The following is a 13723-nucleotide window of genomic DNA, read 5'->3' on the forward strand; positions in this document are numbered from 1 at the left end:
AGGAACGAATTTGAAAGTACAAAAGCACTCTCAAAACTGACCACAATACAAAGCGTCTTTTTATGAAGTTCGTAGAACTTCAGTTTCCTTAGAAAGGAGGTGATCCAGCCGCACCTTCCGATACGGCTACCTTGTTACGACTTCACCCCAATCATCTGTCCCACCTTAGGCGGCTGGCTCCTTACGGTTACCCCACCGACTTCGGGTGTTACAAACTCTCGTGGTGTGACGGGCGGTGTGTACAAGGCCCGGGAACGTATTCACCGCGGCATGCTGATCCGCGATTACTAGCGATTCCGGCTTCATGCAGGCGAGTTGCAGCCTGCAATCCGAACTGAGAATGGTTTTATGGGATTGGCTTAACCTCGCGGTTTTGCTGCCCTTTGTACCATCCATTGTAGCACGTGTGTAGCCCAGGTCATAAGGGGCATGATGATTTGACGTCATCCCCACCTTCCTCCGGTTTGTCACCGGCAGTCACCTTAGAGTGCCCAACTAAATGCTGGCAACTAAGATCAAGGGTTGCGCTCGTTGCGGGACTTAACCCAACATCTCACGACACGAGCTGACGACAACCATGCACCACCTGTCACTCTGTCCCCCGAAGGGGAAAGTCCTATCTCTAGGAGTGTCAGAGGATGTCAAGACCTGGTAAGGTTCTTCGCGTTGCTTCGAATTAAACCACATGCTCCACCGCTTGTGCGGGCCCCCGTCAATTCCTTTGAGTTTCAGTCTTGCGACCGTACTCCCCAGGCGGAGTGCTTAATGCGTTTGCTGCAGCACTAAAGGGCGGAAACCCTCTAACACTTAGCACTCATCGTTTACGGCGTGGACTACCAGGGTATCTAATCCTGTTCGCTCCCCACGCTTTCGCGCCTCAGCGTCAGTTACAGACCAGAGAGCCGCCTTCGCCACTGGTGTTCCTCCACATCTCTACGCATTTCACCGCTACACGTGGAATTCCGCTCTCCTCTTCTGCACTCAAGTCCCCCAGTTTCCAATGACCCTCCACGGTTGAGCCGTGGGCTTTCACATCAGACTTAAAGGACCGCCTGCGCGCGCTTTACGCCCAATAATTCCGGATAACGCTTGCCACCTACGTATTACCGCGGCTGCTGGCACGTAGTTAGCCGTGGCTTTCTGGTTAGGTACCGTCAAGGTACCGCCCTATTCGAACGATACTTGTTCTTCCCTAACAACAGAGCTTTACGATCCGAAGACCTTCTTCGCTCACGCGGCGTTGCTCCGTCAGACTTTCGTCCATTGCGGAAGATTCCCTACTGCTGCCTCCCGTAGGAGTCTGGGCCGTGTCTCAGTCCCAGTGTGGCCGATCACCCTCTCAGGTCGGCTACGCATCGTCGCCTTGGTGAGCCGTTACCTCACCAACTAGCTAATGCGCCGCGGGCCCATCTGTAAGTGATAGCTAAAAGCCATCTTTTAATACGAGACCATGTGGTCTCATATGTTATCCGGTATTAGCTCCGGTTTCCCGAAGTTATCCCAGTCTTACAGGCAGGTTGCCCACGTGTTACTCACCCGTCCGCCGCTAATCTTTGGGAGCAAGCTCCCTCAGATTCGCTCGACTTGCATGTATTAGGCACGCCGCCAGCGTTCATCCTGAGCCAGGATCAAACTCTCCAATAAGAGTATTGATTGCTCAATAAGTTTGTTACTTAGAATTAACGTTGACGCTTGTATTGTGTTCAGTTTTCAAAGAACTTTTTTGATTTATCGCTCAGAAGCGACTTTTTTAATATAACATGCTGACAAATTGGAGTCAACATTTTTTTGAAACTTTTTTTGAAATCAATCATCGTCATCGACGACGTTTATTAATATATCATCATCTAAATCGCATGTCAATAATCTATTTTCATTATTAAAAGAGGACCATATCTATGTAATATAATCCTCACCACTTCATTTATCCCTTTTTACTATTTACCTTCTTTGAACGAATATACCTGCTGCATTCTGATGGTTCAGCAATTCTTTTAAATAAACGAAATAAGATTTGATATCTTTCTTCCATTGCTCTTTTTACGATATGGTCGATCCTTGCATCGCCCACATCAAATAGGATTTCGTCCATCTCTCTTTTTAGAAGGTATTCTAATTCTTTAACTTCCTTCTGATCAACTAATAATCCAATCATAGTTTCACCTCAAATTTATTGTAATTCTAGTTATTACCAGAATTAGTTATTTTATGAATCAATTTCCCCAAGAGTTTTACACATACAAATGCGGTGACAAGCATATTATTTTTACAGAAGATGTATTGGACAAGGAGGATAAAAATGAATTTTTTCTACATCCTGAGTAGCAAAAGGATTAAACAAACATTTATTATTCTTTTCGCTTCCTTATTTACAGCCAGTATTTTTTATATAGAGAAAGGCAATATTGCTCCTGTTTTTTCAACAGAAAATGGTCCACGTGTGATTTATACAGGAGAAAAAAGCGAAAAGACGGTTGCACTTACTTTTAATATTAGTTGGGGAGATACAAAGGCACTCCCTATTATCGACACCTTAAAAAAGGAAGGTGTCAAAAATGCAACATTCTTTCTTTCTGCTTCCTGGGCTGAGCGTCACCCACAGATTGTGGAACGGATTGTGAAGGATGGACATCAAATTGGCGTCAAAGGATATGATTATAAAAACTACACAGAATTAGAGGATGCCCAGATTAAAAAGGATATTTACAAGGCTCAGGATGCATTTAAAAAAATGGGGGTAAAAACTGTTTCATTCGTGCGAACGCCTGACGGAAATTTCGATTCAAGAGTTGTAAAGGTATTAGACTCTCTTGGATATACACTTATTCATTGGAGCATAGATTCAAATGATTGGAAAAATCCTGGAGTCGCAAAAATTACGAGCAATGTTTTAGATAAGGTAAAAGGCGGGGATATCATTTTATTCCACGCTTCAGATTCCGCCAAACAAACATCTGAAGCTCTTCCTGGTGTTTTAAAAGGAATTAAGGCAAAAGGTCTCTCGTTTGTAACGGTTAGCGATATGCTTAATAACGCTGATGTAAAAAGTGAAGTGGTTGAATAAGAAATCGCCATTAAAAAAAGCTGATCCGTTCGATCAGCTTTTTTGGTTTGTTATTTTTGGCAGTATTAATAGTTGATAGGCGTTGCAAATTAAAAGTGGATAAATCATTAAATACAACCAACTTGTATCATTCACTCGGATTGCAGGCATCCATTCTATCACAGACACAACAAACATAAAGAAGACTGCTGGAATAAACGCCTTGTTATTTGTTTGTTTGCTTTTCAAGTATGCAACGATTAATGAAAATACCAATATCAATATAGGTATCCATACATATGAAGAAATGGTTTCACCCTCAGTTGCAAATACCTTAAAACGGAAATAAATTAAATCAAAGAAAACAAAAGCAATTAACACTATCTGCGCCGGCGCCCATGCTCCTTTGAATAATCCAAGTCCAAAACGGTGTACAGTAAGATAAGCAAAGAAGCCCATTTGGCTAATAATACTAAAAATAAATCCAGCGCCAATAAACCAAAATACTACTAGAAGGATTTCAACGACATCAGCGGCTAAAAATAAATCTTTATATTCACTCCATTTAACGGCAAATCCAAAAATGATTGTGCTAATCGCACCTACTAGTAAGGTAGAAAGAAACAACCTTACCCAATTTCGACTTTTCACGACAAAATCCCCCACTCTATAGATTCAAATATGATTGTACCAAAACGGAGGGGATGAATGCCAGTTTCTCACCATGTAATACGTGAATATTTTTTTACAAAAAAAGCATATTAACAAGTAAGGATCCCTTATGAAAGGAGCTTTAAGAATGAAAAAAAGGATGTCGCTCCTCCTCATTTTTAGTTTGTTATTGGTTATAGTGGGGTGCGCCCCAGCAAATGTTGAACAAAATCGAATGGATTATGAAGAAACGAAAAAAATGGTTGTCGATATATTAAAAACAGATGATGGTAAAAAAGCGATCGAAGAACTCATGCGGGATGAAAAGCTGAAACAGCACCTCGTCATGGATCAAGTTGTCGTAAAAGATGCCATCCAGGAAACCCTTACCTCTGACAACGGGGTAGAATTTTGGAAAAAGACATTCGAGGATACGAAGTTTGTAGAAGAATATGCAAAAAGTATGAAAACGGAGCACGAAAAGCTCATTAAAGACTTAATGAAGGATCCGGATTATCAAAAAATGGTGATGGATATCTTAAAAAACCCTGAAATGGAACAACAACTTACAGATGTTCTTAAAAGTCAGGAATTCAGAAAGCATCTTCAAACGGTAATCAGTGAAACACTTGAGAGCCCATTATATAAAGCGAAGATTGAAGATATTCTTATAAAGGCTGCAGAAGACATGGAAAAACAGGAAAAAGCAAAAAAGGATGAAGGTCAAGGAAGCGGAAATAGTCAATAGATTAAAGACCCTCCAGGTTATTCTGTAACGGGTTTACTTCAGAGGTGCAAACATTGTAAAACACATAGGAAAACGCACTTGAATTCACAGTATAATTCACAGTGCGTTTTTTATTGATTTATCAACATTTTGGCGAATTTCAATTGCTCATTGCATCCCAATTCACATTGTAAATCACAGGGTATGAAATAATTATTGGAGGGTGTGTGAATTCTTTGTGATTTAGTGAGTGAATTATGTTGCACTCACGATGGCTATTGGATATTTATGCCATCATGATATTATGGATAATGAAGAGATTGTGAAAAGATGTACTTACGCTAACGTGGCAGTTTAGCAAAATAAGAATATTTGTTAGAGGACTAAGTTTTCGGAGGTATGACTGTGGAGAGAACAAAAGTAAGAGTTTACTTTAGTCTATTTGGGAATACATTTCCCTTAGATTATGTGACTGAAAAATTAGGGATTACACCTTCTAATACTTATAGAAAAGGAGATATAATTCCCAATCGTTCAGTAACTCTGTTTAGAAAAGAAACTTCCAGGGATTTAGATATTGGCTACCAAGAATCTCTTGATGTAAATGAACAATCACAACAAATAATAACCCCACTTCGAAATAAGGTATCAATAATTAATGAGATAAAAAAGATTTATTCTGTTGAGTGTAAATTCATTATCGTAGTGGAAATAGAAGTAGGAAATACACCTGGTTTTTATTTGGATAGAGCTGTTATTAATTTTGCATCAAATATTGAAGCAGCATTTGATATAGATTTATATGCAAGCCCTTATGAAGAATCTAATGAATAAAGGAAGAACAAACCTTATTCAAGTAACGGGTGCGTTTCTTAAAAATAGGAACGCCTTTTCTGTTTGTGTTAATAGAAGATATTAGTGGAACAAGATGTCTGAATTAACAGATTATGTTAAAGTATACTTATTATTAATTTTGGAGGCTAAAAGTATGAAGCAAATGCCATTTGAACCACCAACAAATCACTATGATGAACGGATTGAAGCGATAGATGAACAAATTTGTCAATTAATAAAACAACGGAAAGAACTTTCAAATAATAATCCTGGCTTTCCGACTAATCAACATATTGCGGATTGGTCAAAAAAGTATAATTTTTATGATGATTTTCTAAACAGCATTTTTGCAAATTTTTTATACGAAGATATATATAGACCTGTAGTAGAGCCAAAAGGTTATCTTAAAAATATACCGATTTTAAAGTCATTTGAAAAAGATGGTGCATTTTATTCGGTAACATTTGTGCGTCAGTTTGAAAATGCAAGTATTGTCCATTTGAATATTGACAGCAACTATACTGAAGACGTGTCTGAATGGCATCAGCGAGAACATACCCATTTTGAACTTTCAATTAAGGGAGAAGAAACTCATTATAATTGCCGAAACGAAGGAGGTGGAGGTACTATGGGACATGAAACCCAAACTTTCATTGTATCTCCTGCTTTACCCGACGACATTTCTAAGTATAAATTAATCTTTAAAGAATATAAAATGCCATTTCAAAAGGAAACGGGTTTTGAATTTGTTATATAAACGGGTAGTTAAATTACATAATTATTAAAACTCTTATTCTTCTTCACCTAAAGAGTGCTTTAGTTGAAGATAGTTTACCAATACAAAAAGGGCATTTAACGAATAATACGTGTTAAGATTTATACAAAATATAAATCAAGGGGTGTTAGATATGCCTAAAGGAGTTATTGCCATAGTAGCCATAGTTTCTTTTGCAATATGGATTGCGGTTTCCCGAGAAGCTGTAAAGCCTTCAAAAGAGATAAATTGGCGAAAAATGATAACCTTACTGTTTGCGGGAATTTTATCGGCATCAGTTGTAACCATTTCGCTTTTTCAAAGCCTGCCGTTTTAGTTCCGTTAACGGGTGCTTTAGTGAAATAATATAATACAGAAAGGCTTAGAGTTTAAAATAGCTCTAAGCCTTTTTTGACTGTGAAATATACTGTGATTTGTGTTGTGAAATTTATGATATTCGCTGTGCGATTAGGTCTGTGATTCAACGTGTTTGCACCTTACAAGTAAACCCGTTAGGTTATTCTGGGGGGTCTTTTTGATTAGATTGCATCAATGACTCGTTTCGCAATTTCATTATAGATTTTTCCTGTTGGATGGTCTTCTTCATAAACAGATGGTGCAAAGTCGTCGTCATTCCAATCAGGCTGTCCCAATGGAATTTTACCTAATAAAGATGTTTGAAGCTCTTCCGCAAGCTTCTCTCCACCACCTTTACCAAATACATATTCCTTCTCACCTGTTACCTTGCTTTCAAAATAAGACATATTCTCGATGACACCTAGAATTTCATGCTCGGTTCGAAGCGCCATTGCACCCGCTCTGGCTGCTACAAAAGCAGCAGTTGGATGTGGTGTTGTGACAATAATCTCTTTACAATGTGGAAGCATCGTATGAACATCTAACGCTACATCGCCTGTACCTGGAGGTAAGTCAAGCACTAGGTAATCAAGGTCTCCCCACTCAACCTCATTAAAGAAGTTATTCAACATTTTTCCAAGCATAGGGCCACGCCAGATAACTGGTGAATTGTCTTCTACAAAGAAGCCCATTGAAATCACCTTTACCCCTTTTCTTTCTACAGGGATAATTTTTTCACCTCGAACGACAGGACGCTTTGTGATTCCCATCATGTCTGGAACGCTGAATCCATAGATATCTGCATCAATGATTCCAACCTTTTTTCCCAGTCTTGCTAATGATACGGCTAAGTTTACGGAAACGGTTGATTTACCAACTCCTCCCTTACCACTTGCAACAGCGATAAAGGTCGTTTGATTTACCGGAGATAATAAAGGAGCCGATCCCCCTGTTGATTCAGTCTTAAATTTTGCTAGGTCTTCTGGTGATAGGTCAGTAAAACGAAGACCTACAGATTCTGCCCCTGCTTGTTTTAATGCATTTACAATCGTGGTTTGAAGCTGAAGCTGCTCACCTGTACCAGTTTTAGATAGGGCAATTTTTACACTCACATGTTTCTTTTCTTCTTTTATTTTAATCTCTTGGATTGCATTCGTTTCCTCAAATGTTCTATGTAAGAAGGGATCTTGCAATTGATATAATACTTCTCTTACTTGTTGCTCAGTTAACATTAAAACACCACCTAAGTTCTGTATTCGGTTTCACTCCTTTCTCATTATATCATACCCGTCCGAATTTACAGTGTGAGGAGTGTCATAGCATAGTAAAAAAAACACGAAAATACCCACCTCTTAATCAGGTGGGTTTGATTCATTGGAGAAATATCGGTTAATTCCGGTATAGATGGAGGCTGCGACCTTGTCTTGGTATTTATCTTGTATTAATAGGGCTTTTTCCTCCGGGTTTGAAAGAAATCCTACTTCTACAAGGGCGCCGGGTTTCTTTGCGCTTTTTAATAAATACACACCATTAATCGCTTTTGCTTGACGTGTTGTATTTCCGAGATTGTTTCGAAGCTCATCTTGAATAAATTTAGCTACCTCTTCATTTTCCTTAAAAGTACTGAAGTAAAAAGTTTGCGCCCCTCTCCACCTTGGTGCAGGTATGGCATTTAAGTGAATACTTATAAATAAATCCGCATCTGATTCATTTATGATTTGAACACGTTTTTTCAAATCCTCTGTTTTTCGTCGACTGAGCCCTTTTGTTCCGTCCTCCGCTAAATCTGTATCTTCTTCCCTTAGCATTTGCACAAGGGCACCTTGCTGCTGTAAGTAATCGCGAAGTTTATAGGATATTTCAAGGGCAATGTCTTTTTCCTGGATGTCACCGCTTTCAGCTCCTCCATCAGGTCCACCATGACCAGGGTCAATAATAATAAACTTCCCTGAAAGAGGTAAACTCCACGGGTCCCACACATCCTTATCCATGAATCGATATTGTATAAATATAAATAAAACAACAGCTCCTAAAAGGATGCCCGTAATTTTTAGTTTCTTATTCATCATTTACCTCCTGCATGTCCCTATTTTAACTATATGGGACAAGGAGAGTATATATGATTAAAAATTCTAATGCAATTTTAGCCGGTGTCTTTTTTCCCCTTTTTGGAATCCTTCCGTCCACCAATACGTAACATAGTACTCGCATGAATAGTAAAGAGACTCATTCACAAAGCCTTGGTCGCCAATATGACCCCAGTAGCATATAAACTCATATAACGCATCAATCAGGTTTTTTTCAAATCTATAACAGCGCATTCTCACTTCTTCTATAGATTCACCGTAGTACCCGAATTTGCTATACTTCGCCCCTAGTAGGTATGCTTCTATCGCAACATCAATGCATCCTTCTTCAATCGCACTCCCTAGTATGGTGCCCATTCTAAAAAAGCTACCAAAGTTATCCACGACGCTCTTTTTAAGTTCCTCTAACGAAAGCTCACGTAGCATTTTTCGTTCATACTTAATTTGCTTCTCTTTCCGCTTTTCCTTGAAGGTTGTAATTACATTCATAAAATAAGAAACCCCCTTTGCCGATAGTTTCCTACTGCATCTGTGTAAACATGCGTTGAACACAAACTACCTCCATTGCCAAATAAAACTATGCATACATGAAGGGGTTTTTATTTGTAGGTTTAGTTCTTGATTGGGGAGATGAAGAAGACTCCGCCTCATTTTTGGGATGGTTTTACCTTTCATCGAGACTATGAAGAGGATTTCACTTAACTTATTGCACGTATTTGTCCTTCACCAAATTTATGAAAAAGGCCCTCAATCCCTGATTGAGAGCCCACCTTTTCTATATATCCGATGTCTTTAGACTATCTGATGTTTTCGGTGATAAACGTTCTTTTTGTTTTCCAACTAACCTCGCTACCTGCCAGCCAATGACCGTATGGACGACACCCATGATCAGAAATAATAGATAATCCCCAATCGGTTCCGGAAGCAAAAGATCCACGATTAACCACATTCCAGCCGACGAAGCACCAATAAAAGCACCGAGCATTGATTTTTGGATACGACTCATTTTCTACCCACCCCTTCAGGTTTGTTACCATACCTACATTCATCATATGTGGGTGAATTGCTCGAAATAACTTGAATTTTGGCGGAAGGTTGTCCGATATCCATGGTTCTCTCTAAATTTATCTCCTTTATTATTGATTCTCATCCAAAAGTTGTAGATAAAATTCAAGCTTATTCCCGAAGAAGAATCTCCCAGTTGCCAGTATGCTTAAGTCATAAAGAACATAAGGAGAGATTACGATGATGAAAAATAACGTTGTAATGATTACTGGGGCATCTAAAGGATTAGGAAAGGCATTGACACTCGCTTTTGCCAAAGAAGGAGCTAAGCTTTCAATTTGCGCGAGGACGGAAGATAACTTATTAAAAGTAAAACGGGAAGCTGAACAATTAGGGGCAACGGTTCTTGCAGTAACCGCTGACGTTTCTAAGACGAGAGATGTGGAACGGTTTGTTGCTCTGACTGAAGAGAAATATGGAAAAATTGATATCTTGATTAATAACGCCTCCCTGTTAGGACCTAGCCCTATGCCTTTATTACTCGATTACCCGGAAGAAGATTTTATGGAGGTCTTAAGGGTAAATGCATTATCACCATTTTTAGTAACTAGAAGAGTTGTTGTCGGGATGCTACAACGTAATCAAGGCTCCATTATTAATGTTACTTCAGAGGCTGGTCACATTGGTTATGCAGGCTGGGGAGCATATGGCGTATCAAAGTTTGCAGTTGAAGGTCTAACCGAAACATGGGCGGACGAATTAAGCGAGACTGGTATTCGAATCAATATGGTTGATCCCGGAGAAATGGATACAGAAATGCACCAATTAGCTGTTCCAGATTGTGATTATCCTTTAGCAAAACCGGAAGATGTGGTCGATATCTTTTTATATCTTGCTTCTGATCAGGCCAAAGGGATCAATGGTAAACGATTTTCAGCTCAAGCTCATGAGGAGGTGTAAGAATGGTTGCAAAAGCCTTAGATTTTCATCTTCCAAATCAATTGAATGCATCCCACCCTCCTGAAAAACGTGGGATTAGAAGAGACCACGTCCGAATGATGGTGCTTGATCGGAGTTCCGGTAACATTAATCATGACCGTTTCTTCCATTTACCACATTATCTCCAGGCAGGAGATTTAGTCATTTTAAATAACAGCCGCACCATCCCCGCTGTTTTACATGCCGAATGGCATAGAAACAAGGTTCAATTGGCCACAAATACAGAGGTCAGACTGGCCAGACGTCGTGAGGATGATATATGGGAGGCACTTATTGTTGAAACTCATGTAAAGATTGGTGATCGATTCATTTTTTCTCCGGAACTATTAGCAACAGTAATTGGCGTTAAAAAAAACTCACCTTTAAAAATGTTGAAGTTTACTAAAAAAGGATCTGACCTATTTAATATTATCTATACACTTGGTGAGCCGGTTCGTTATGAATATATCGATTACCCATGGGCATTAGATTATTACCAAACGGTTTTTGCCAGCCATCCCGGTTCAGTAGAAATGCCCTCAGCTGGGAGGGCATTCAGTTGGGAACTTCTTTTTACCTTAATGCGCAGCGGAATACAGGTCGATTTTATTCAACTCCATACAGGTCTAAGTTACTTGCTTGATGATCAGTGGCATCAGACGCCGGAAGAGAACGAAGAAGAATATCACATTTCAGAAAAAACCATGCAAAAGATACTTGAAACAAAAGCAGCCGGAAAGAAAGTTATTGCTGTTGGAACAACGGTGGTTCGAGCTCTTGAGAGCGCAGTAAAATTCGGTAACCTTTCAGGTGTAACAAATTTATACATTCATCGCGAATTTCCTTTGAAAATAGCTGATGGGATTATAACTGGATTTCATGAACCAAAGGCGAGCCATCTTGATATGCTGTCTGCGTTTATTTCTGAAAGGCATCTTCTCAGGGCTTATGACCAAGCGATTGAGGCTAGATATTTATGGCATGAATTCGGAGACATGAATCTGATTATTTGATTGGGAGGTACAGTGATGAAACTTCATCATTACGGGCTTGAGGTTAGTAATCTTGAGGATTCCGTCAATTTTTATAAAAATCATGTAGGATTTGAGGAAGAGAAACGTCTTGTGTTAATGGGAGAAGAAATGGTTTTTTTAACTCTCGGAGATTTTAGATTAGAGTTAATCGCTAGTCATACGTTAAGTGCTCATATCTGTTTTGAAGTAAGTAATCTTGATAGGATCTTACCTATGCTTACGGGTCTTCGAAAAGTCGAAGGCCCCTATCAACTTGATAATGGGTGGCAGACAGTCTTTTATGAAGGGCCTAGTAAAGAATTACTCGAGTTTTTGCAGACTACAAAAAATCCAAAGTCTGAAAATTAGAAATAGGCTATAATAAAAGCAGATCATACAGTGGAGGGAAAGTCATGTCTGCCCAAGATAGATTTGAAGAAATCAGCATTTTAAAGGAAATAGCTGAACTGTTAAATGAAGGAACAGACACAAATACAGTTTTAGCATGCGTTTTGAATAAGCTACTCCAGGTAACAGGACTGCAGACTGGTTGGATATTTTTAATAGATGAGCACGGTAAGCACCATCTTATTGCTGACGAAGCACTTCCCCCTGCATTAGCAACTGACCAAAAGCGACGGATGTGCAATGGCACCTGCTGGTGTGTAAACAAGTACAATAACCAACAACTTAATAAGGCAACCAATATTATTGAATGTAAAAGAATTGAAGATGCCCTTAACGAGAAAGCCGGTGAAACATGTGGCTTGACACATCACGCAACCGTCCCGCTCCGTGCTGGACAGGAGCGATTTGGGATCTTAAATGTGGGAGCACCCCATAAAACTCATTTTGAAAAAAATGAACTTGCCTTGCTTGAAGCCGTGGCCTATCAAATTGGAACTGCGTTGAAACGTATCAAATTGACTCAACGCGAGCAAGAAACTGCACTTGTTGCTGAACGGAATCGGTTGGCACGGGATCTTCATGATTCGGTTAATCAACTTTTATTTTCCCTAAGCCTTACTGCCAGAGCTGGCGTAGAAATGACTGATAGTACCGAAGTTAAACAAACCTTCACCTTTATACAAGATATGGCTCAGGAGGCTCTTGGTGAAATGAGAGCCCTCATCTGGCAGCTGCGTCCTTCTGGTCTAGAAAATGGACTTGTAAGTGCCCTACGAAGCTTCGCCGAAATGCTAGGTCTATCTATCGACACCAAGGTGATAGGTGCTGCAACGATTCCCGGAAAAGTAGAGGAAGCGTTGTGGCGCATTGGGCAAGAAGCGTTGGCAAATTGTAAAAAGCATTCACAAACCACGGAAGTCGTTTTGCATTTTCAAGCTTCTGAAGCTGAAGTGAAAATGATGATAAAGGATACGGGCTGCGGATTCCACTATGAAGAAAACCTCGAAATCCCGTCACTGGGATTACGAAACATGAAAACTCGGACAGAAAGTTTGAACGGAACCTTTCTTTTACAAAGTAAACCTGGAAGTGGGACAGAAATAGAGATTCACATTCCGTTTTAGGGGGGCGTAAGTAGTGAGTATAAAAATATTAGTAGTTGATGACCATCATGTTGTCAGACGCGGCCTTGTCTTTTTTCTCCGAACCCAAAAAGGCTTAGAAATTGTCGGGGAAGCAGCTAATGGAATTGAAGCGATTGAATTAGCAAAATCGTTACAGCCAGATCTCATCTTAATGGATTTAGTGATGCCGGAAATGGACGGCATTGAAGCAACTAGGATCATCAAAAAAGAGGTACCTGAAATAAAAATAATGATGCTTACTAGCTTTTCAGATCAAGACCATGTCATCCCCGCTCTAGAAGCAGGTGCTTCCGGCTACCAATTAAAAGACATTGAACCGGATGATCTTGTCATATCCATCAAAAAAATGATGGGCGGTGAAAACCAGCTTCACCCAAAAGCAACTTCACACCTACTGGCCAGCTTAAATCGAAGTCAGGCTAGAAATGCACTAGAAGAACTTACGAATCGAGAGTTAGATGTATTAAAGGAAATTGCCAAAGGAAAAAGCAACAAGGAGATCGCTATTTCCTTATTCATCACCGAAAAAACAGTTAAGACACATGTTTCTAATCTTTTGGGTAAGCTTGAATTGACTGATCGAACGCAAGCCGCTCTTTATGCTGTGAAACATAAATTAGTGGACTAAAAGCGGATGTAAAGAGAATTCTACATCCGCTTTTAACATGAAAAAAAGACCCTCAACTAATGGTTGAGAGTCTTTGTAGTATGCTTTTTAGCT

Annotated in this window: 16 protein-coding genes and 1 rRNA gene; 10 read left to right on the forward strand and 7 right to left on the reverse strand. The window is 39.6% G+C overall.

Features of this window, described 5'->3' with window-relative positions; genetic code table 11:
• Window positions 1-92: 92 nt before the first annotated feature.
• Together RGU12_RS12760 and RGU12_RS12765 are read right to left on the reverse strand one after the other, a co-directional pair.
• Window positions 93-1644: ribosomal RNA gene (locus tag RGU12_RS12760) — 16S ribosomal RNA — on the reverse strand.
• Window positions 1645-1924: 280 nt separating this feature from the next.
• Window positions 1925-2155 carry a hypothetical protein gene (locus RGU12_RS12765; protein ID WP_116354098.1) on the reverse strand — a complete coding sequence of 77 codons (231 nt, stop codon included), beginning with the start codon at window positions 2153-2155 and terminating at the stop codon, window positions 1925-1927.
• Between the two features lie 144 nt (window positions 2156-2299).
• Here RGU12_RS12765 and pdaB point away from each other — a divergent pair, with 144 nt between their 5' ends.
• Window positions 2300-3064 carry a polysaccharide deacetylase family sporulation protein PdaB gene (gene pdaB, locus RGU12_RS12770; RefSeq protein ID WP_309536478.1) on the forward strand — a complete coding sequence of 255 codons (765 nt, stop codon included), beginning with the start codon at window positions 2300-2302 and terminating at the stop codon, window positions 3062-3064.
• Window positions 3065-3097: 33 nt separating this feature from the next.
• Here the strand turns inward: pdaB and RGU12_RS12775 are convergent, their stop codons facing one another.
• Window positions 3098-3694, reverse strand: coding sequence for a KinB-signaling pathway activation protein (locus RGU12_RS12775; protein ID WP_309536479.1), 597 nt, complete (start codon window positions 3692-3694; stop codon window positions 3098-3100).
• Between the two features lie 148 nt (window positions 3695-3842).
• On the opposite strand from RGU12_RS12775, the gene gerD reads away from it, so the two are divergent.
• The 4 genes from gerD to RGU12_RS12795 all read left to right on the forward strand — a co-directional run bounded on the left by gerD (window position 3843) and on the right by RGU12_RS12795 (window position 6346).
• On the forward strand, window positions 3843-4442 hold the full coding sequence (gene gerD / locus RGU12_RS12780) for a spore germination lipoprotein GerD (protein ID WP_309536480.1): 600 nt from the start codon (window positions 3843-3845) through the stop codon (window positions 4440-4442).
• Between the two features lie 378 nt (window positions 4443-4820).
• Window positions 4821-5255, forward strand: coding sequence for a DUF4279 domain-containing protein (locus RGU12_RS12785; protein ID WP_309536481.1), 435 nt, complete (start codon window positions 4821-4823; stop codon window positions 5253-5255).
• Window positions 5256-5409: 154 nt separating this feature from the next.
• Window positions 5410-6012, forward strand: a complete 603-nt coding sequence (locus RGU12_RS12790) for a hypothetical protein (protein ID WP_309536482.1) — start codon at window positions 5410-5412, stop codon at window positions 6010-6012.
• A 151-nt stretch (window positions 6013-6163) separates the two neighbouring features.
• Window positions 6164-6346, forward strand: a complete 183-nt coding sequence (locus tag RGU12_RS12795) for a hypothetical protein (RefSeq protein ID WP_309536483.1) — start codon at window positions 6164-6166, stop codon at window positions 6344-6346.
• Between the two features lie 202 nt (window positions 6347-6548).
• Here RGU12_RS12795 and salA read toward each other — a convergent pair whose 3' ends face one another.
• The 4 genes from salA to RGU12_RS12815 form a co-directional block, all read right to left on the reverse strand.
• A complete protein-coding gene (gene salA, locus RGU12_RS12800) occupies window positions 6549-7598 on the reverse strand; it encodes an iron-sulfur carrier protein/transcriptional regulator SalA (RefSeq protein WP_309536484.1) in 1050 nt (349 codons plus the stop codon).
• 120 nt (window positions 7599-7718) lie between these two features.
• A complete protein-coding gene (cwlD, locus tag RGU12_RS12805; RefSeq protein ID WP_309536485.1) occupies window positions 7719-8432 on the reverse strand; it encodes an N-acetylmuramoyl-L-alanine amidase CwlD in 714 nt (237 codons plus the stop codon).
• A 66-nt stretch (window positions 8433-8498) separates the two neighbouring features.
• The gene (locus RGU12_RS12810; RefSeq protein ID WP_116354104.1) at window positions 8499-8942 is read right to left on the reverse strand and encodes a YbaK family protein; all 444 of its coding nucleotides are present in this window, start codon (window positions 8940-8942) and stop codon (window positions 8499-8501) included.
• A gap of 286 nt (window positions 8943-9228) precedes the next feature.
• The gene (locus tag RGU12_RS12815; protein WP_309536486.1) at window positions 9229-9459 is read right to left on the reverse strand and encodes a hypothetical protein; all 231 of its coding nucleotides are present in this window, start codon (window positions 9457-9459) and stop codon (window positions 9229-9231) included.
• Between the two features lie 239 nt (window positions 9460-9698).
• On the opposite strand from RGU12_RS12815, the gene RGU12_RS12820 reads away from it, so the two are divergent.
• Genes RGU12_RS12820 through RGU12_RS12840 form a run of 5 tightly spaced genes read left to right on the forward strand, consistent with a single transcriptional unit; the run spans window position 9699 to window position 13630 of the window.
• Window positions 9699-10418, forward strand: a complete 720-nt coding sequence (locus tag RGU12_RS12820; RefSeq protein WP_309536487.1) for an SDR family NAD(P)-dependent oxidoreductase — start codon at window positions 9699-9701, stop codon at window positions 10416-10418.
• A gap of 2 nt (window positions 10419-10420) precedes the next feature.
• On the forward strand, window positions 10421-11449 hold the full coding sequence (locus RGU12_RS12825) for an S-adenosylmethionine:tRNA ribosyltransferase-isomerase (RefSeq protein ID WP_309536488.1): 1029 nt from the start codon (window positions 10421-10423) through the stop codon (window positions 11447-11449).
• Window positions 11450-11464: 15 nt separating this feature from the next.
• Window positions 11465-11818, forward strand: a complete 354-nt coding sequence (locus tag RGU12_RS12830) for a VOC family protein (RefSeq protein WP_309536489.1) — start codon at window positions 11465-11467, stop codon at window positions 11816-11818.
• 44 nt (window positions 11819-11862) lie between these two features.
• A complete protein-coding gene (locus tag RGU12_RS12835; RefSeq protein ID WP_309536490.1) occupies window positions 11863-12981 on the forward strand; it encodes a GAF domain-containing sensor histidine kinase in 1119 nt (372 codons plus the stop codon).
• Window positions 12982-12994: 13 nt separating this feature from the next.
• Complete coding sequence (locus RGU12_RS12840; RefSeq protein WP_309536491.1) at window positions 12995-13630, forward strand: response regulator; 636 nt, start codon at window positions 12995-12997, stop codon at window positions 13628-13630.
• Window positions 13631-13723 lie beyond the last annotated feature (93 nt).

This window comes from Ferdinandcohnia sp. QZ13 (genome assembly GCF_031324165.1).
Classification (GTDB): domain Bacteria; phylum Bacillota; class Bacilli; order Bacillales; family Bacillaceae_L; genus Ferdinandcohnia.